The organism is Lutibacter sp., from assembly GCF_041555395.1.
Classification (GTDB): domain Bacteria; phylum Bacteroidota; class Bacteroidia; order Flavobacteriales; family Flavobacteriaceae; genus Lutibacter.
This window is the reverse complement of sequence record NZ_JBFFKM010000024.1, coordinates 1-18770: the sequence shown is the minus strand read 5'-3', so window position 1 is coordinate 18770 and position 18770 is coordinate 1. Positions and strand designations below refer to the sequence as shown.

16 protein-coding genes, 1 tRNA gene and 1 pseudogene are annotated in these 18770 nt (G+C 33.3%); 7 read left to right on the top strand and 11 right to left on the bottom strand.

Annotated features, from left to right (window positions below; translation table 11 throughout):
- Window positions 1–173: 173 nt before the first annotated feature.
- The 4 genes from trpC to ABY285_RS06910 form a co-directional block, all read right to left on the bottom strand.
- Window positions 174–959 (bottom strand): indole-3-glycerol phosphate synthase TrpC, encoded by a 786-nt coding sequence (trpC, locus tag ABY285_RS06925; RefSeq protein ID WP_372768412.1) that lies wholly within the window; start codon window positions 957–959, stop codon window positions 174–176.
- Window positions 960–978: 19 nt separating this feature from the next.
- Window positions 979–1968 (bottom strand): anthranilate phosphoribosyltransferase, encoded by a 990-nt coding sequence (gene trpD, locus ABY285_RS06920; protein WP_372768410.1) that lies wholly within the window; start codon window positions 1966–1968, stop codon window positions 979–981.
- 84 nt (window positions 1969–2052) lie between these two features.
- Window positions 2053–2631: an aminodeoxychorismate/anthranilate synthase component II gene (locus ABY285_RS06915; RefSeq protein ID WP_372768408.1), complete on the bottom strand. Its 579-nt coding sequence runs from the start codon at window positions 2629–2631 to the stop codon at window positions 2053–2055.
- Between the two features lie 3 nt (window positions 2632–2634).
- Window positions 2635–4026, bottom strand: a complete 1392-nt coding sequence (locus ABY285_RS06910; RefSeq protein ID WP_372768406.1) for an anthranilate synthase component I family protein — start codon at window positions 4024–4026, stop codon at window positions 2635–2637.
- A 396-nt stretch (window positions 4027–4422) separates the two neighbouring features.
- Between ABY285_RS06910 and ABY285_RS06905 the strand changes: the two genes are divergently transcribed.
- Window positions 4423–5250, top strand: coding sequence for a GIN domain-containing protein (locus ABY285_RS06905; protein WP_372768404.1), 828 nt, complete (start codon window positions 4423–4425; stop codon window positions 5248–5250).
- A gap of 31 nt (window positions 5251–5281) precedes the next feature.
- On the opposite strand, the gene ABY285_RS06900 is transcribed toward ABY285_RS06905, so the two are convergent.
- The 5 genes from ABY285_RS06900 to ABY285_RS06880 all read right to left on the bottom strand — a co-directional run bounded on the left by ABY285_RS06900 (window position 5282) and on the right by ABY285_RS06880 (window position 12967).
- Window positions 5282–6865 (bottom strand): aspartate:alanine exchanger family transporter, encoded by a 1584-nt coding sequence (locus tag ABY285_RS06900; RefSeq protein ID WP_372768402.1) that lies wholly within the window; start codon window positions 6863–6865, stop codon window positions 5282–5284.
- A 148-nt stretch (window positions 6866–7013) separates the two neighbouring features.
- Window positions 7014–7961, bottom strand: a complete 948-nt coding sequence (gene trxB, locus ABY285_RS06895; RefSeq protein ID WP_372768400.1) for a thioredoxin-disulfide reductase — start codon at window positions 7959–7961, stop codon at window positions 7014–7016.
- A 159-nt stretch (window positions 7962–8120) separates the two neighbouring features.
- A complete protein-coding gene (locus ABY285_RS06890) occupies window positions 8121–9860 on the bottom strand; it encodes a thiamine pyrophosphate-binding protein (protein WP_372768398.1) in 1740 nt (579 codons plus the stop codon).
- 10 nt (window positions 9861–9870) lie between these two features.
- On the bottom strand, window positions 9871–11496 hold the full coding sequence (locus ABY285_RS06885; RefSeq protein ID WP_372768396.1) for an FAD-binding protein: 1626 nt from the start codon (window positions 11494–11496) through the stop codon (window positions 9871–9873).
- A 46-nt stretch (window positions 11497–11542) separates the two neighbouring features.
- Window positions 11543–12967, bottom strand: coding sequence for an aldehyde dehydrogenase family protein (locus ABY285_RS06880; protein ID WP_372768394.1), 1425 nt, complete (start codon window positions 12965–12967; stop codon window positions 11543–11545).
- A 150-nt stretch (window positions 12968–13117) separates the two neighbouring features.
- Here ABY285_RS06880 and ABY285_RS06875 point away from each other — a divergent pair, with 150 nt between their 5' ends.
- The 3 genes from ABY285_RS06875 to ABY285_RS06865 all read left to right on the top strand — a co-directional run bounded on the left by ABY285_RS06875 (window position 13118) and on the right by ABY285_RS06865 (window position 14339).
- Entirely contained in the window at window positions 13118–13456 is a 339-nt protein-coding gene (locus ABY285_RS06875; protein WP_372768392.1) for a thioredoxin family protein, read from the top strand.
- Between the two features lie 49 nt (window positions 13457–13505).
- Window positions 13506–13583 (top strand) — tRNA-Pro (locus ABY285_RS06870).
- Window positions 13584–13826: 243 nt separating this feature from the next.
- Window positions 13827–14339: a nicotinate-nucleotide adenylyltransferase gene (locus ABY285_RS06865; protein WP_372768390.1), complete on the top strand. Its 513-nt coding sequence runs from the start codon at window positions 13827–13829 to the stop codon at window positions 14337–14339.
- A gap of 85 nt (window positions 14340–14424) precedes the next feature.
- Here ABY285_RS06865 and ABY285_RS06860 read toward each other — a convergent pair whose 3' ends face one another.
- On the bottom strand, window positions 14425–15174 hold the full coding sequence (locus ABY285_RS06860) for a TIGR00730 family Rossman fold protein (RefSeq protein WP_372768389.1): 750 nt from the start codon (window positions 15172–15174) through the stop codon (window positions 14425–14427).
- Window positions 15175–15518: 344 nt separating this feature from the next.
- Here ABY285_RS06860 and ABY285_RS06855 point away from each other — a divergent pair, with 344 nt between their 5' ends.
- From ABY285_RS06855 to ABY285_RS06845, 3 genes are all read left to right on the top strand, one after another.
- On the top strand, window positions 15519–16187 hold the full coding sequence (locus tag ABY285_RS06855; RefSeq protein ID WP_372768387.1) for a BON domain-containing protein: 669 nt from the start codon (window positions 15519–15521) through the stop codon (window positions 16185–16187).
- 329 nt (window positions 16188–16516) lie between these two features.
- The gene (locus ABY285_RS06850; protein ID WP_372768385.1) at window positions 16517–17185 is read left to right on the top strand and encodes a BON domain-containing protein; all 669 of its coding nucleotides are present in this window, start codon (window positions 16517–16519) and stop codon (window positions 17183–17185) included.
- Between the two features lie 122 nt (window positions 17186–17307).
- A complete protein-coding gene (locus ABY285_RS06845; RefSeq protein WP_372768383.1) occupies window positions 17308–18072 on the top strand; it encodes an exodeoxyribonuclease III in 765 nt (254 codons plus the stop codon).
- A 229-nt stretch (window positions 18073–18301) separates the two neighbouring features.
- On the opposite strand, the pseudogene ABY285_RS06840 reads toward ABY285_RS06845, so the two are convergent.
- A pseudogene (locus ABY285_RS06840) lies at window positions 18302–18770 on the bottom strand (hypothetical protein); the annotation flags it as partial.

Here is an 18770-nt window from a genome sequence, read left to right as displayed (position 1 = left end):
TAAATATTTTAACCGCTTAGCTCGCAAAGATTTACGCAAAGTTCGTAAATTTCTTAAATATTGATTTTTTAACACCTTGCGATCTTAGCACTTTTCTTCGCATCTTTGCGTTAAGTTTAATCGGTTTAACTCCATATTTTACCCTAACTGATTAATTACAAATAATTATTTTTCTACCTGATTTGAGATATAAATTCCAGACAAGCCAATCCCGGGTTTTCCGATTTCATAAACGTTTCGCCAATTAAGAATCCTTGAAATCCATATGCTTTGAGTCCGGTAATAATTTTTGGATCACTGATGCCACTTTCAGAAACTTTAATACAATTTTCCGGGATGTTCTTTATCAGCGAAATAGAATTTTCTAAATCAACCTCAAAAGTTTTAAGATTTCGGTTGTTAATTCCTATCATTTTATGGTTTAGATCAATCTTATCCAATTCTTCCTGGTTATGCACTTCATACAACACTTCCAACCCCAAATCTTCGGCCAACTTACCATAATTTTTCAATTCTTCTTTGGTTAAATAAGCTGCAATTAACAAAATGGCGTCTGCACCAATCGCTTTCGATTCCACAATTTGAAATCCGTCCACAATAAAATCTTTTCTTAAAATCGGAATGGTTTCGTTTACGGCACGCGCCTGAATTAAATCGATAATACTCCCGCTAAAAAACTCCAGTTCAGTCAAAATTGATTGTGCCGCAACATTGGCATCGAGATAGCCTTGAGTCACCTCTCCAATTGAAACTTTATCGTTGATAATTCCTTTTGAAGGCGATTTTCTCTTAAACTCTGCAATAATTCCTGTTGAATTTTTAGCGGTCAGCGCTCTTTTTAAGGAAATTGGCGTTCGGTTAAAATTTGGGCTTTTCACCAACTTTTCCAAAGAAACTTCTCGCATTAATTTAGCGACTTCCAGCTTTTTATGGGCTATTATTTTATCTAAAATGTTCATTTTATCTAATTTTAAATTCTTAATTCGTAATTAATTTATGTAAACTTTCTTTTGCTTTTAATCCGAACAAGGAATCTTTGGCTTCCTCAAATGCCGTTTCAAATGATTTATTGTTGTCAATTATTTTTAAAGCGAAAGCGGCATTTGCTAAAACAGCATTATTTTGGGCATCGGTTCCTTCGCCATTTAAAATGGAAATGAAAATTTCAGCGGCTTCTTTCACCGTATTTCCGCCATAAATATCCGACTGATTCAATCTTTTCAATCCCAATTCTTCCGGTGTTATCAATTGTTCATTTTCTTTGGTAAACAATTTAAATCCGCCTGTCAACGCAATTTCATCATAGCCATCCAAACTGTAAACAATGCCATAATTTGTTGCTGTTTTTTGTAATAAATAATTGTAAATTCTTGCAACTTCCATGTTAAAAACGCCAACCAGCTGATTTTGTGGCCGACTCGGATTTACCAAAGGCCCCAACATATTAAAAAATGTTTTTACGCCCAGCTCCTTTCTCACAGGACCAACAGCTTTCATAGCAGGATGAAATAATGGCGCATGTAAAAAACAAATATTTGCGCGCTCAATCTGGCGTTTTAAAACAGCTTCATCATTGGTAAATTTATAACCTAAAAACTCCAACATATTTGAAGAACCACTTACTGAAGAAACGCCATAATTTCCATGTTTGGCGACCTTGTTTCCTGTTCCGGCAACAACAAATGAAGTTAATGTTGAAATGTTAAAGGTGTTTTTTCCATCACCTCCCGTACCACATAAATCTATCGTGTTAAATTCCGACAAATCTACTTTTACCGCCAAATCCAATAAAGCTTCCTGAAATCCGGAAAGCTCTTCCACAGAAATTGGCCGCATCATAAAAACGGTTAAAAAAGACGCCATTTGAGATGCATTATAGCTGTTATTCGCTATTTGCACAAGCACTTCACTGGCCTCAACTTTTGTTAAATATTGCTGTTCAATTAATTTGCTTAATATCGTTTTCATATGGAAATATTTATTATTTTTTATAAGACATATGTAATTCGCATATATTCATTTGTGATTTTATCAAATTATAGTTTGCTCATTTCATTGTGCATTTGCTTCTATAAAATTTCTGACAATTTTTTCTCCAATGGGTGTTAAAATAGATTCAGGATGGTACTGAACCGCACTGATATTATACTTTTTATGTTGTAAAGACATTACAGACCCAAACTCATCAACCGAGGTAATTTCCAATTCTTCAGGAAAATCACCTAAAGCTACAATCCATGAATGGTAACGTGCTGCTTCAAATTCCGTAGGAATATTTTTATAAATTACCGCAGCGGGACTTTTGATTTTCATCGTTGTGGCAACGCCATGAAAAACATTCTCCAAATTCTCCAGCGAACCTCCAAAGACTTCAGTGATGGCCTGTAACCCCAAACAAACACCAAAAATAGGCTTTGTGGCAGCGTAGGTTTTAATCACTTCTTTTAAAATCCCGGCTTCATCAGGAATTCCTGGTCCGGGAGAAAGCATGATGATATCGTACGCACCCACTTCTTCAACCGTAATTTCGTCATTTCTAAAAACCGCAGGATATTCGCCCGTGATGGTTTCTACTAAATGTACCAAATTGTACGTAAATGAATCGTAATTGTCTATGATTATTATTTTCATGTTTTAAATTTTTTCTGCCAAGATTAATGCTTTTTTCAACGCAGCCAACTTGTTATTTACCTCCTGTAATTCGCCTTCTTCCGTTGAATTGATTACAATTCCCGCTCCTGCCTGATAAAACAAAGTATTGTTTTTACTCACAAAAGAGCGAATGGCGATGGCCAAATTCACCGTATTGTTTAGGCCGATAAATCCGACTGCGCCACCATAAAATCCGCGGGTCTGATTTTCATACGCATCAATTAATTCCATCGCCTTAAACTTTGGAGCGCCGCTTAAGGTGCCTGCAGGAAAGGTGTCACCCACAATTTCAATAGCTTTACCAATTGGTTTTCCCTGCACTGTTGAGACCAAATGAATAACATGACTAAAATATTGCACTTCTTTAAAAACCTCAACGTTGACATTGCTTGCATGTTTGCTTAAATCGTTTCTGGCCAAATCAACCAACATCACATGTTCTGCATTTTCTTTTTTATCTTTTGAAAGTTTTTCGCCCAATAAAATATCCTGAGCCATAATTCCGGTTCGTTTAAAAGTTCCTGCAATCGGATTTATAATGGCTTTTTCTTCATCAATTTTAATTTGTGCTTCAGGTGAAGAACCCATTAATTTAAAACTTCCATAATCGAAATAAAACAAATAAGGCGACGGATTTATAGAGCGCAATGCCCTGTATACATTAAACTCATCCCCTGTAAATGATTGTTGAAACTGACGCGACAACACCAACTGAAAAACATCGCCGCGTTTGCAATGTTCTTTTGCTTTAACCACATAGTTCTTAAAATCAGCATCGGTACAATTCGAAGATTCTTCGCCGGCAGTCTCAAAATTATACAATCCGTAAGTGCGCGCATTGATTAAGGTTTCAATTTCATGGATTCTTGACAACTCGCCTTCTTCAATATTTTCAATTAATATAAGTTCATTGTTAAAATGGTTGATGGCAATGATGAATTTGAAAAAACTAAACTGAAAATCTGGAATTTCAGAAGCTGCTTTTTTAGCTTTTAGCTTGATGGTTTCAAAATACTGAATGGCATTGTAAGAAATATAGCCATAAAATCCGTTGAATCCTTTGATGGAATCATCACAGTCTATTTTTACCGTATTGCTATAGCTTTCGAAAATAGCATAAAAATCACGATTTATTTCCTTCCGGTCGCGTTCCTTATTTTTATAATTATAGGTAAATATATTGTTATCTGCCTTTAAAGTCACCATAGGTTCGGCACAAATAAAGGTGAAACTTTCCTCCTTGCTGTGATAATCGGAGCTTTCCAACAACAAACTGTTTGCATATTTATCTCTAATTTTTGAATACATTCCAACCGGCGTAATGGTATCTGCCAACTGTGTTTTTGAGATTGTTTTAAATTTTATTTCTTTCATCTGTTTAAATTTTATCTTTTAGCGGTAACAGATGCTGTTCGCTATTAATAATTAGTTTATGTATCAAAATTTGTTATGCTCGTTTCATCTGTTCAAATTTTATCTTTTAGCTGCAACAGATGCTGTTCGCTATTAATAATTAGTTTATGTATCAAAATTTGTTATGCTCGTTTCATCGTTATTGAAATAAAAAAGGACTTACCGCGAGATAAGTCCTTTTGTTATATATTTTAAATATAAATATAGTAGTTCTGGCTCGCTTATAAATTAAGAGAGTTCCACCACCAATTAGTATTTGTATTTTTAAATGTCATTTGATGCAAATGTAGCATAGATTTTTAAATACACAAATTAAATGTAAAATTTATTTTACGTATTTTTGTTTAAAACTATTCAATGAAAACAGTTAAAACATTAATACTAATTTCTTTTTTGATTATTTTTTCTACTATAAATGCACAAGAAAAAATAATTGGAAATAAAAATGTAACCATAGAAAACAGAGGTCTTTCAGAATTCACGAAAATTGAAGTGATAGACAATGTGACGGTTTTGTTGGTTTATAATGACAATCAATCTGTAATTGTTGAAACCGATTCAAATGTGCAAAATGCCATAATTACTGAAATTAACAATGAATCGCTTATTATAAAAACAACTTCGAGAATAGTTCGAACCAAGGAGTTAATCGTTCATGTTAATGTAAATAAAGATTTGAATGAAATTTACGCCTACAATAAGGCCGATGTTAAATCAAATAATTTACTGCGAATAGATTCTTTAACCATAAACGCTTATGACGATTCAGATTTCAGTTTAAAACTGAATTCGAAAATTGTTCGCGTAAACTCAAAGAAATCAAGCAATTTGGATTTGGAAATTTTATGTGATGAGGCCTTTATTACTTCAGAAGCGTCAAGCAATTTAAAAGGAATTATTGACACAAAAAATGCGATTATTCATACATTGGATAAAGCTTCCGTTAATTTTAGTGGCACTACAACCAATTTAGATATTGAAACTACACATAACAGCGCTTTTAAAGGAAAAGATTTTAAAGCTGTAAATGCTGTTGTAAATACATCGAACAATTCACTTGTTTATGTAAATACCACCGAAACGCTTGAAATATTTTTGAAAAACTCAGGGGAACTTTATTTGTACTCAAATCCAAAAATTACGTTGACTGAGTTTTTTGATAAAGCAACACTGTATAAAAAGTAATCAACAAGAAGACTTGCTGACTAAATATTACTTAAAGCAAACTTAAAATTTTCGCCACCACAATTAGTATAACCATGGCCACAGGATAAACTGTTGCATAGGCGAGTGCTGGCGCATCTGTGTCTGTCATATTATCAACAGCTGCCAAACCAGGCGTACTCGTCATCCCTCCAGTCAGCGTTCCAAGTAATATTAAAAAATTAATCTTAAAAAAGTAGCGTGCTGCAATAACTGTAATAATCATAGGAATCAATGTAATCATAATGCCATACATAAACAGTTCAAGGCCATATTGATTAAATGTTTGCTCTAAACTTGAGCCTGCGCTGCTTCCAACAGAAGCTAAAAAGAATAAGAGTCCGAATTGTCGTAATAATTGGTTGGAAGCTCCGGTCATTGTCCACATAATTGGACCTGTTTTCCCTGTTCTTCCTAAGATAAGAGCTACAAGCAGAATACCTCCCGTTAAGCCAAGACTCAGCGAAAAAGAATTAAAATTTAGGCTGAGTTTTCCCACTAAAATACCTAAAATAATTCCTGCTGCAATTGGAAAAAAATCGGTGTTTGAAAGTTGCCTGTCATCGTCTCCAAAAATTTCACTTACCTGTTTCATATTTTCCTTCTGGCAAATAACAGTTATTTTGTCTCCAAATTGCAATCCTGAAGATGGGCTTGGGGACAAATCAATTCCTGATCTTCTGATACGAGTAACGGTTGCATGATATTTACTAAGTTCATGCAGTTGACCTAAAGTTTTTTTAACAACATCTTTATTGGTAACCAATACAGAACGAACATCAAAATTAGAACCTAAAGGAATTTCCAATTTGGTTTCCGGCCCTATTAATATTCTAATTCGTTCTAAAGCTTCATTTGAACCAACGGCAACCACAATATCCTCCTTGTGCAATATCGTATCATTTTCTGGCAACTTAACCTTTCCTTCATGCATCACTCTGGAAATAACCGCTTTAGTCATAAAACGAATATTTAAATCGCCAAAGTTTTTACCAATTACATTCTCATTTTCTACTATAAAATTTTTCGAAATTATTTCAGGATAATCCGCCATTGTTTCTTCCAAGTACTTTTTCTCTTCATCTTTCATATTAACACGAAGTATACGGGGTAAAAAATTTACAAAAAGAATAACGCCAATAACTCCAAAAGGATAACCTATACCATACCCAATAGAAGCCAGTGGAGAGTCTGTTGCATCAATTGCTGCTGCCAAACCGGGTGTACTAGTAAGTGAACCTGTTAATAATCCAATCCCCAAATTTTTATCTATGTTGAAAAAATAAATGACAAGAAAGGTTATAAAACTTGCACTAACAACCAGCATACTAGCTAATATAGTCAGTTCACGACCATGTTTTTTGAAGGACTCGAAGAAACTGGGGCCGGCCTGAATTCCAATGGTAAAAATGAAAATAACCAACCCTAAATTTTGAAAATCTTTAGGAATTATGATGCCATAATGACCAAAAACCAAAGCGACAAAAATTACGCCGGAAACATCCAATGAAATTCCTTTGATTTTTATCCGGCCAATAAAAAATCCTATTAAAATAATTAGAAATAAGGCAAAGTAACTATTAGAAAATAATTCCATAATTCTATTTTAAAACAATACAAAATTACATGATAAAAATTCCTATTTAACCAATTATTATTGGAAATTACGAAAACGTTTACCCATTTTTAATAAATAAAAAAGCCTAGATTAATTATCTTAGACTTTTTTCATAATTCCTTATATTTTAATGCAGCGATCCTAAATAACGCTCGGCATCCAAAGCGGCCATGCAGCCTGTTCCCGCAGCCGTAACTGCCTGTCTGTATTCTTTGTCCTGAACATCACCTGCAGCAAAAATACCGGGTAAATTTGTTTTGGTAGATTTCCCTTTTGTGATTAAATAACCCGTTTCATCCATATCCAAAACACCTTTAAATATATCGGTATTTGGAACGTGTCCAATGGCAATAAAAATTCCGGTCACGTCAATAACTTCCTTTTTACCCGTTTTGTTATTCACAACGCGAACACCTTCAACCACCTTTGCACCTAAAACTTCATCAATTTCTGTATTGTACCTAACTTCAATATTGGGGGTTTTTTCAACCCTGTGCTGCATCGCTTTTGATGCACGCATAAAATCTTTACGGACTAAAATAGTAACTTTTTCACAAAGGTTGGCCAAATAAGTTGCTTCCTCTGCAGCCGTATCTCCTGCTCCTACAACCACCACTTCCTGTCCTTTATAAAAGAAACCATCACATGTTGCGCAGGCAGAAACGCCGCCGCCAATTAAACGTTGTTCGCTTTCAATTCCTAAATATTTAGCGGTAGCTCCCGTTGAAATTATAATAGTATCAGCCTCAATTTGAATAGATTCATCAACAGTTACTTTATGAATGCCGCCAACTTCTTTACTTAAATCTACGCCGGTAACCATTCCAAATCTAACTTCAGTTCCAAAGCGTTCCGCTTGCTTTTTTAAATCTTCCATCATGGCAGTTCCATCAGTGCCGTTAGGATATCCCGGGAAATTATCAACTTCAGTTGTAGTGGTTAACTGACCTCCCATTTGCATTCCGGTATACATAACCGGTTTTAAATCGGCTCTTGCAGCATAGATTGCAGCAGTATATCCGGCAGGGCCAGATCCAATAATCAAACATTTTATTCTTTCAATTTTATCAGACATAATCACTTTTTTGTTTTAATAAGAAACAAATTTATGGCAATTAATTAAAAGTTTCCGGCTTTGCCCATTATTTTTTATGATGCAATTATAAGCATTTACAATCCCTTGTCAATGTTACACAAATAATACGTTTTTTATATTCTAAAAAAGCCTGATTAATTATTTTTCTAATAGATGTCGCTTAAAAGCTCTACTTATAAATCGAACTTTTTCTTTAAAACTAAATCGAGCTAAATTAACTTTTATAACCCCTTTGGTCATATATGTTTTTTTAGAATAGTCAATAGCAACATCAACAATTACAGGAATATTTCTCTCTACTTCTTGAAAAGCATTTTGCATAACTTTTTCAATTTCGCTATCATTTGCCATATGAAAGTATGCTGCACCACAAGCATCAGCGATCCCCTTAATATTTACATTTCCAATAACCGTAGCAACTTTTCGTTTTAGTGGAATTTTTTGAAATTGTGAAATCTGCCCCAATTCACCATCGTGAAAAACAAAATAAACCACGCCCTTTTTATACGTTGCTGCTGTCAGAGTTTCCATACCGGTCATTAAAAAACCACCATCACCAACTATCCCAACAACTTTATTGGTTGGATTCATAAATTTTGCTCCAATAGCTGCAGGTACACAAAAACCCATGCAATTAAAATCGGTTGGGGACACAAAATGTCTAGATTGGTTAACAGGTAATAATTCTGCCGCTAGATAGGTATGCTTCCCATCATCAACAACAAAATACGTATCATCATCGGTAAATTTGGTTAATTCTTCAAAGAAGTAGCCAGGAGAAACTTTATGAGCTAATGGTTTTTCTTTCCACTCACTATAATACTTTTCTTTTTCTTCTTTTATCATTTTTGTTAAAGCTGAAGTATCTTTAACTTTTATTTTAGCAATTTTTTCTAATTCTTCTAACAGTAATTGTAAAGTTTCTTCTGCATCTCCTTCGATATTTATTTTGGTTGAATAATTTTTATCAAAAACTTCAGCGTTTATATCAATATGAATCAAATTTTCAGGAACTTTCACCCCATAGCTTCCGGTTGCGATTTCAGAAAATCGAACACCAACAGCTAGCATGGCATCACACTTTTTGAATGCTTTTTGTGCTGCAGGCACCGAGTTTGGCCCAAACCCAAAACCGGTATGCAATGGATTGGAGGCAGGAAAAGAAGCTTTCCCTTGTAAAGTGGTAGCTACCGGAGCACCTAAAATTTCTGCTATTTTTATAGTGTATTCTGTTGCGTTTGCAGCACCCCACCCAACGTAAATTCCCGGATTAGATGATTGAGAAAGTAATTTCGCCGCCTCTTTAATTTTTTGCACATCAACAGAAGGATTTTGATAGCCTTTCGTATACGTTAAAAGTTCATCTACCTCCCCTTGAAACATTTGAAGTTCCATTGGTATTTCAATAAAAACAGGACCTGGTTCACCTGAAGTAGCAATTTCATATGCCTTATAGATGGTAGGAATTATTTCATTATGCGATTCAATTTTAAAATACGCTTTGGTAATTTCTTTAACTAAATTCCCTTGATTTAATTGATGTAATTGATAATGCCTACCACTATCTTGCCGCGTTCCTCCCGAAAAAATCAACATTGGAATACCATCTAAAAAGGCCTCTCCAATACCACTCATAGCATTTGTTGTTCCAGCTGCGGGAACAATCATTAAAGTTCCAATACTATTTGACGTACAAGAAACTCCAAGTGCCATAAATGAAGCTCCTCCTTCGTGCGTAACTAAAATCGGTTCAATTTGTTTTGAATTATTTAATTCATCATACAATTCAATATTGTGAACTCCCGGTATTCCAAAAGTATATTTAACTCCAATTTGTTCTAAAGCGTAAACTGCTAAACTTGCTCCTGTTTTCTTCATTTAGTTTTGATTATTTTTCTGTTATATGTTTTGCTGCTTTTTGTGCTGTAAAAATACAGGTAGCCAAAAATGTTCCTTCTAGTGCCCTCTTACCATGAGAACCACCACCACCAAAACCTGCAGCTTCACCAACAGCATATAAATTCTCAAAAGCTTTTTGTTCTTCAATTACATCTGAAGTTTTTAAAACCTGAGAATTTAAATTGGTTTGAATGCCTCCCAAACTTTTTCGTGATAAAATAAATTCTCTTATTGCTATTAGAGGGTAAGACTTTTTCTGATTTAATTTTTGCGGTTTTAAAGTCCTCTTTCGATCGCCTTTATATTCTCTGGCGTGCATTATCCGTCTGATTTGCTCATCATTCCATATTTTTTTACCACGCTCAAAATTACCGTCGTAATCTTCAATAGATTTTTGTAAAACAGCAATGTCAACATCATTCTCACCTGTTAATTCATTCATTTTTTTCGCTAATTCTTCAACACTATTTGCCGTTATGTAATTAGGAGAATCCTTTTCCAAGGTTTTAATCAAGTGCTTATTGCCTTTTATTACTGAGTATAAAAATGAAAATATTTTTTTGTTTTTAATACCTTCATTAAATTCTGAACCCGAAACAGCTAACTCTTTATACGCAATTTTCTCATTGAGAATTTGCCAAGAATATTGCTTATCCTGTTCACATATTTTCGTGACCAAATAACGTGTATCAAATGAAGTAACCAACGGTACAGGCCCCATACGTTCTCCCTTATAATTCAACCATAAAGCTGATTTGGGGGGCACTAGACTAAGTCCGTGATTTTCTCTTTTAGGAGATGGGTGAGGTATTCCTGCAGCATAATTCCACATTAAATTTAAGTTAGTAATACGTCCTCCTATTTTACTTACTTTATCATGAATAAAACCATCCGAAAATTGATGTGAGCCATTTAAAATAACTTCAGGAGGAGTCTTCCATTCTTCATGCCAATGCTTCCTAACTTTCTCCATACTTCCATTAATGCCTCCGGTTGCAACAACAAAATTCTCAGCCTTACATACAAAAGGAGTTTGATTTTTTTCATCTATCCCATTTATGGCTACAATTTTTGCGTTTTCAATCTCAAAATCTTCTGCCTTATGTTGAAAATAAACGGTTAAATTTTGATAATTTGGATGTGATTTTAAATGATCAAGCAAGGCTTCAATCAATCCATGCCCAGTTCCCCAAACCATATGAAAACGAGGAGCCGAATTCCCCGGTTGAAATAATCCTCGCTCTACCCAATGCACAACCGGAAAAAATTTCACTTTTTTCGAACTTACCCAATCGTAAACATTATGGGTAGATTCTAAAAACTCATTTGCCCATTTTCTACCCCAAACCTCGTTTTGATCAAATTCAGCAAACGAAAACCAGTCTTTTTTAGCCTGAGCAACCGTATCCTTTACTTTTGAAAAACGTTGTTGCTTAGAGTTTATAAAAAACATACCTCCAAACGATTCTTTTGCCAATCCTCCAAAGTTTTTTTCTAAATCGCGTTCAATAATAACTACTTTTTTATTGGCATCCAGCAATTCAATAGCAGTAGCAATTCCCGAAATACCACCACCGATTATTACTGTATGTGCTTGATGAATTTTGTTTGTCATACTGTAAATTTTTATGAACTCTTAAAAGTAATCTTTCAAATTATTTTTAAAACCATTTTACGGTTAAATTTATTAATTTTTGTTTAAAATTATTATAAGGTGGCATCAATAATTCTAAAGCACCGGGAATATGTTGTGTATAAACACTTCTGGCATTTGAAAATGCTTGAAATCCAAAAAACCCATGAGATTTTCCAATACCGCTATTGTTAGCGCCTCCAAAAGGAAGATTATTATTGAAAAAATGGATATCATTATTATTCACGCATGTTCCCCCTGCCCTGGTATTTTTAATTAAGTGTTTAATATTAGACTTCTTATTGCTATAAATATATAAAGCTAAAGGTATTTCTTTAGTATTTATTTGTTTAATTACATCATTAACATCCTTAAACTCAATAATTGGTAACACAGGCCCAAATATTTCTTGTTCCATAATTTTAGCCTCTGATGGAACATTCGTTATTAAAGTTGGTTGAATATATTTATCTTCCACTGAACTGATTCCGCCAAAGGCAATTGTAGCCCCTTTCTTTTTTGAATCTTCAATCAGGTTTATAATACGTTTTGTGTGCTCTTTATTTATTATTCTTGGAAATGCATCAGATTTTTTAGCATCATCTCCAAAAAAGGAATTCAAGTATCCTTGCATTGCTTTAACAAGTGCTTCTTTTTTGCTCTCATGTACATAAACATAATCAGGAGCAATACAAATTTGACCAGAATTTAAGAATTTCCCCCATACAATGCGTTTTGCTGCGGTATTTATAGTTGCAGTTTCATCAATAATTGTGGGCGATTTCCCTCCTAACTCTAACGTAACTGAAGCTAAATTTTTTGCAGCGGCTGCCATTACAATTTTACCAATATTAGGAGCTCCTGTAAAGAAAATATGATTAAAAGGAAGCGATAATAAATGCTTGGAAGTATCAACAGCACCTTCTATTACAACAACTTCATCTTCTTTAAAAATAGATTTTATAATTTTATGAATTAAATTGGAAGAATGAGGTGTATTTTCTGACGGTTTTAATATAACTGTATTTCCTGCTGCAATTGCAGAAATCAACGGACCAAATGAAAGGTTAAAAGGGAAATTCCAAGGTGAAATTATAAGACAAACTCCTTTAGGCTGATATTGTATATGTGATGAAGCTCCCATAAATGCAATAGGGGTATGCACTCGTTGCTTTTTTGTCCAGCTTCTCAAATGGAATAAAGCATGTTTGATTTCTCCTGTTATAGGATAAATTTCAGTTAGATCAGATTCAGCAGGATGCTTCTTAAAATCATTAAAAAGTGCATTTCTAATTTCTCCCCTGTAAGTTACTTCAATTGCTTTTTTTAATTTTTTAAGTTTTTCCCTCCGTACTGAAATAGGCTGATTGGAAATATTAAACTGATTGTCTTTTTGTTGGAGAAATAACACTTGAATTTCTTCAAAACTTAACGTATCCTTAATTGCTGCCATATAAATATATTTTCCAATCCACAAGATAAAAAAATTATACCATTCTCTTAAAAATAAATACCTTTGCTTAAATAATTTATAAAATACTCCTACTTCGTATTTATAGTCACTATTTTTTTAATACGGTTTAAATGATATTAATTTTATAAAATGGAAGAAACAAAAAACATCAATTCAATAGAAAAACTTGAAGAAATATTAAAAACTAATGATGCTGTTTTATTATATTTCTCTACTCTTTCTTGTAATGTTGGCGAAGCATTAGAACCAAAAGTTAAAACACTGCTTAATACATATTTCCCTAAAATTATTTTTCACGCTGTTGACTTAAATTTTTCTCCGGAAATTGCAGCAAAATACAGTGCCTTTGTTGAACCTACCATTTTAGTCTTTTTTGAAGGAAAAGAAACCATCAGAAAGAGCAGAAATATTGGTGTTTATGAGTTGCAGGAAGCCATTGAAAGACCATATAAACTTATTTTCGAATAATTGCTTGCAGAACCTATTTTTAGCCTTATATTTGCACACCGAAATTATTCGGGGTGTAGCGTAGCCCGGTTATCGCGCCTGCTTTGGGAGCAGGAGGTCGCAGGTTCGAATCCTGCCACCCCGACCAAAAAAGCCTAAAAATTCTTATGAATTTTTAGGCTTTTTGCTTTAATTAACAAAATCTCTATTCAATTTATATCATCCGGTGTTTAACCTTCTTGTTTTAATGTCATTATTTTAACTGATAATTCTCATTGTTTTAAACTGATAATTCTCATTGTGTTTAAACCAAATTGACAATAAATTTACTACAATGAAATAAAAATCATTCATTAGTTCGTTTAATTATTAATTAAAACATCTTAAAATCATGAAAAAAATAATCTTTGGTTTAATAATTTTTGGATTAACCATCCAAACTTATGGTCAGATTAAAACAGAAGAGTTGTCTGAAGTTGTAATAACAGCCACAAATTACAAATACCTCAACAAAGTTGGTCTTACAAACGCCTCAGTACCCGTTGCTTTGTTACAATCAAAAGTAGCAACTTTTGATGTAAGAGATTCCGAATATTATTCAGATGAATACGACACTTATGAAGTGTCTTTTTATATTCCTGATGCCTATGTACTTGCCACTTATGATAAAGACGGTACTATTTTAAGAACTGCTGAAAGATATAAAGACGTAGCGTTGCCAAGACCTGTTGTTGAATCTGTTGCAAGAACATATCCAGGGTGGACTTTCGCAAAAGACATATATAAGGTTAGTTTTTATGATAGTGGTATGTCAGGAAAAGTAACTAAAAGGTATAAAATTGTTTTGAAAAATGGGGATGAAAGAATGAGAGTAAAATGTGACGAAGAAGGAAACTTCCTATAAGGCATGATTTAAATTTAAAAAATAAAAAAGGAAGCAGTAAGCTTCCTTTTTATTTTATTTTTTATATTGCTTATTCAAGCTCATTTTATTTAAAAAAACCTCGCCATGATTTCGTTGTTTTTTTGTTGTTTTTTTTCAATCCAAATTTTTTTACAGCATGTATATTTATATGGGCCACCATTTCCTCAATAGAATCTGTAATAAAAATCAGTTTCATATCTTTTTCATCGATACTCTCGTTTTTTGCCATTAATTGAATATGTTCATATAATTCTTTATGATAATCCTTACCAAAAATAACTATTGGAAAATTTTTAATCATTTTTGAATGTATCAAGGTCAGCGCTTCAAACAATTCATCTAAGGTTCCAATTCCTCCCGGCATGACAACAAAAGCAAAAGAATATTTAATCAACAAAAATTTGCGTACAAAAAAGTATGGGATATTGATCCATTTGTGCAAATAGGCATTGGGTTTTTGTTCTTTTGGCAGCACAATATTACAACCAACTGAGTAACCTCCTGACTCATAGGCACCTTTGTTGACGGCTTCCATAATCCCCAATCCGCCACCGGTCATTACCGTAAACCCTAATTTCGTGATTGCAGCTCCAACCTCTTCCGCTTTTTTATAAAAGAAATTATTTTCATCAAACCTTGCTGAACCAAATACAGTTACACAGGGTCCAACAGTATTAAATTTTCCAAATGCCTTTATAAAATAGTATTGAACTTTAATTATGAATAATAATTCCTTAAACCAATTTAGAGGACCTTGAAGAAATGAACCTTCATCTGTTAAATAATTTTCATTGCTCTTTTTTTTAAATTTCATCTTTAAGATTGTTTTTTAGTCCAAAAACCAACTTTTTAATCAGAGTTTACACTTAAAGATATAAATTTTCATCTCTTTTTGTATTGATATAAATCATTTAATTGAAGCTCATTAAGGTAAAATTGAACAATAAATAAAATGTTAATATATTTAAAATTAACCTATTTTATCAACTATCTAATTTTAAAACATTAACAAGCAAACATTTTTATTTTTTTAGCAAAAAAATGAGGTGACACTAACTTTTCTATAAAAAATTAGCCGATTGATTTCCCTCATTGGAATCAGCTTCCCGATACCGTATTTTTGGATTAAAATTTATTGTTTAATTAAAATTTTATATTATGAAAACCGATTATGAAATTAAAGAGGATGTATTAAACGAATTGGCATGGCAACCAAACATTGATGAAACAAAAATGGGTGTTATTGTTGAAAATGGTGTTGTAACCCTTAGTGGTGTTGTAGACAATTACACTAAAAAAATAGCTGCAGAAAAAGCCGCGAAAAGTGTAAAAGGAGTAAAAGCAGTAGCGCTTGATATTGAAGTTAAATATGGAACCGACTATAAAAAAACTGACAAAGAAATTGCGAAAGCAGTAGTAAATGCTTTAGCCTGGGATACTTCTGTACCAGAAGACAAAGTTTCAGTGAAGGTAGAAGATGGCTGGGTTTATTTATCTGGTGAACTTAAATGGTTCTATCAAAAAGATGCCGCAAAAAAATCAGTGGAAAATTTGCTTGGCGTAAAAGGAGTGGTTAACAGCATTCAAATAAAACAAGCAATTCAGCCTACTCAAATAAAAGAAAGAATTACCAAAGCCTTTGAACGCTCAGCAGATGTTAATGCACGAAACGTTACTGTTTCAATTGATGGACATACAGTTACATTGCGCGGTACTGTTAATTCGATTGCAGAAAAAGATGAAGCTCAAAGAGCCGCATATTTGGCTCCGGGCGTATATGAAGTTAAAAATGAGCTGAAAGTGCAATACCAACGTGAATATGCTTAACTAAATAAATGTTGAGCAAAATCATTATTTGCCTAAAGCATATGTAGCCCTAATTAACTTTGATTGATTAGGGCTATTTTCTTAGGTCAAATTATGTCAAAAATTAAATTTAAAATCTTTTTCCATCCAAACTTTTTGCTAAAAGGTCTTCTATAATTGGTTTCTAATTTATCTGAATAAATTATGCAACGGCAATCAATAATTTATTTATACATATTGTAATAAATTTTTCATAAAAAAAAGCATAATTGATTTTCCTCATTTGATTTGCATGTTTGTTAACGTAATTTTCATATCGAATTTATTGTTTAATTAAAAACTATTTTATTATGAAAACCGATTATGAAATTAAAGAGGATGTTTTATCTGAATTGGCATGGCAACCAAACATTGATGAAACAAAAATTGGTGTTATTGTTGAAGACGGTATTGTTACCCTTAGTGGCGTTGTTGACAGTTACACCAAAAAATTAGCTGCAGAAAAAGCGGCAAAAGCCGTTAAGGGGGTAAAAGCAGTAGCACTTGATATTGAAGTTAAATACGGAACGGACTATAAAAAAACTGACAAAGAAATTGCGAAAGCCGTTGTAAACGCTTTGACTTGGGACACTTCTGTACCTGAAGACAAAGTTTCTGTAAAAGTGGAAGATGGCTGGGTTTACCTATCTGGTGAACTTAAATGGTTTTATCAAAAAGATGCAGCAAAAAAAGCAGTTGAAAATTTATTGGGCGTAAAAGGCGTTGTAAACAGCATTCAAATAAAGCAATCAATAGAACCAACTCAAATAAAAGAAAGAATTACCAAAGCTTTTGAACGCTCTGCAGAAGTTCATGCAAAAAATGTGACTGTTTCTGTTGATGGACATACGGTAACATTGCGCGGAACTGTTAATTCTATAGCCGAAAAAGATGAGGCTCAAAGAGCCGCATATTTGGCACCCGGAGTTTATGAAGTAAAAAATGAACTTAAAGTTCAATATCAAAGAGAATTTGCCTAAACAATATAAATATTTAGCAATATCTTTTGATTTTTGATTAAAATTTATTTAGCCCTAATAAACATCGTTATATTAGGGCTATTTTTAAGCATAAAAATAAAATCTCTTATAAAGATACTGTTATGCGCATTGTTTCTTGGAATGTAAATAGTGTAAGGGCAATCATAAAAAAGGATTTCATTGCTTCAGTAAAAAAATTGGAGCCCGATATTCTTTGTTTACAGGAAACAAAAGCAGCAAAAAAAGAGGTTCAAAAAGCCTTGTTGCCTTTAAACAGTTATTTAACTTATTGCAATTCAGCCGAAAAAAAAGGATATTCGGGTACGGCATTACTCTCAAAAAACAAACCTGTTAAAATTATTGGTTCCATAAATGAAGTTGATAACGATAAGGAAGGGCGATTAATTTGCGCTGAATATTCCAATTTTTACCTAATCAATGTTTATGCGCCAAATGCAGGACAAAAATTGGAAAGACTTGACTATAAAAAAACCTGGAATTCCCATTTTTTAGCTTATTTAAAAAAATTGGCCAGCATAAAACCCATTATTGCTTGCGGTGATTTTAATGTGGCTCACCACCCTATCGATTTAAAAAACGACAAAGCCAATTACAACAAGACAGCCGGTTATACCCAAATTGAAATTGACGGAATGGATGCGATAATAAATTCCGGATTTGTTGATTCCTTTAGGTTTTTTCATACTAAAGAAGAGGCTTATACGTTTTGGAATTATCGTTTTAATGCAAGGGAAAAAAATATTGGCTGGCGCATCGACTATTTTTTAATCAGCGAAAAACTCATTAACAAAGTAAAATCTGTTAACATACATCCAGAATTTTTTGGATCCGACCATTGCCCCATAAGTCTTGATATTGATTTGTAATTATACGCAATCCAAAAAAATAAAGGAGCATTCGTTGTATTTTTAATAACTTCCCAAGAATAACAACTTTTAAACTGGAGCATTAGGCTAATCGATCCAACTTTGGGAGCAGAATGCCGAAGGTTCCAATCCTTCAACCACGATTTTTAATTACAAAAATACATAGCCCTTTTAATTGTTACAATTAAAAAGGCTATGTTTCTGTCAACCTTAAAATTTTAAAAATATATTATTTTAGTTTATAACCGTCTGACAGTGTATTTAAAAAAGCAACTATCGCATTTTCCTCAGCATCTGTCAGTCCAAGATTACCAAGTTCATCATGATTTACATTTTCTGGAACTTCCGGTGATGGCCAAGCCTCATCCTCAATATCACGTGTATTATAAAAATGCACCACTTCTTTAAGTGATTTAAATACGCCATTGTGCATATAGGCTTTTATATAACCATTTCCGGGTTTTTTGCCTACATTACGCAATGTCGGCACTTTATGTTTCCCCATATTATCAGTTGCCTTTGCCTTCCATTCAGGATCAGTGTGAATCGCTAAAAACCCTCCAAGTCCTTTATCAATCCAATTCTCACCGTCGGGATTAATAGCGGTTCCATCAGCAAAATAAACATTATCCATAGTGTAAAACGGATTTTTTGGATTTTTTGGCACTCCTAAATTATCAAAAGTAAAATCTGTGAAT

Bases quoted from the DNA above. Each gene is read 5' to 3' on its own strand.
- ABY285_RS06910 (WP_372768406.1), bottom strand. From the start codon at position 4,026: ATGAAAGAAATAAAATTTAAAACAATCTCAAAAACACAGTTGGCAGAT.
- ABY285_RS06885 (WP_372768396.1), bottom strand. From the start codon at position 11,496: ATGACAAACAAAATTCATCAAGCACATACAGTAATAATCGGTGGTGGT.
- ABY285_RS06890 (WP_372768398.1), bottom strand. From the start codon at position 9,860: ATGAAGAAAACAGGAGCAAGTTTAGCAGTTTACGCTTTAGAACAAATT.
- ABY285_RS06860 (WP_372768389.1), bottom strand. From the start codon at position 15,174: ATGAAATTTAAAAAAAAGAGCAATGAAAATTATTTAACAGATGAAGGT.
- ABY285_RS06880 (WP_372768394.1), bottom strand. From the start codon at position 12,967: ATGGCAGCAATTAAGGATACGTTAAGTTTTGAAGAAATTCAAGTGTTA.
- ABY285_RS06905 (WP_372768404.1), top strand. From the start codon at position 4,423: ATGAAAACAGTTAAAACATTAATACTAATTTCTTTTTTGATTATTTTT.
- trpD (WP_372768410.1), bottom strand. From the start codon at position 1,968: ATGAAAACGATATTAAGCAAATTAATTGAACAGCAATATTTAACAAAA.
- ABY285_RS06875 (WP_372768392.1), top strand. From the start codon at position 13,118: ATGGAAGAAACAAAAAACATCAATTCAATAGAAAAACTTGAAGAAATA.
- ABY285_RS06855 (WP_372768387.1), top strand. From the start codon at position 15,519: ATGAAAACCGATTATGAAATTAAAGAGGATGTATTAAACGAATTGGCA.
- ABY285_RS06845 (WP_372768383.1), top strand. From the start codon at position 17,308: ATGCGCATTGTTTCTTGGAATGTAAATAGTGTAAGGGCAATCATAAAA.
- trpC (WP_372768412.1), bottom strand. From the start codon at position 959: ATGAACATTTTAGATAAAATAATAGCCCATAAAAAGCTGGAAGTCGCT.
- ABY285_RS06850 (WP_372768385.1), top strand. From the start codon at position 16,517: ATGAAAACCGATTATGAAATTAAAGAGGATGTTTTATCTGAATTGGCA.
- ABY285_RS06900 (WP_372768402.1), bottom strand. From the start codon at position 6,865: ATGGAATTATTTTCTAATAGTTACTTTGCCTTATTTCTAATTATTTTA.
- trxB (WP_372768400.1), bottom strand. From the start codon at position 7,961: ATGTCTGATAAAATTGAAAGAATAAAATGTTTGATTATTGGATCTGGC.
- ABY285_RS06865 (WP_372768390.1), top strand. From the start codon at position 13,827: ATGAAAAAAATAATCTTTGGTTTAATAATTTTTGGATTAACCATCCAA.
- ABY285_RS06915 (WP_372768408.1), bottom strand. From the start codon at position 2,631: ATGAAAATAATAATCATAGACAATTACGATTCATTTACGTACAATTTG.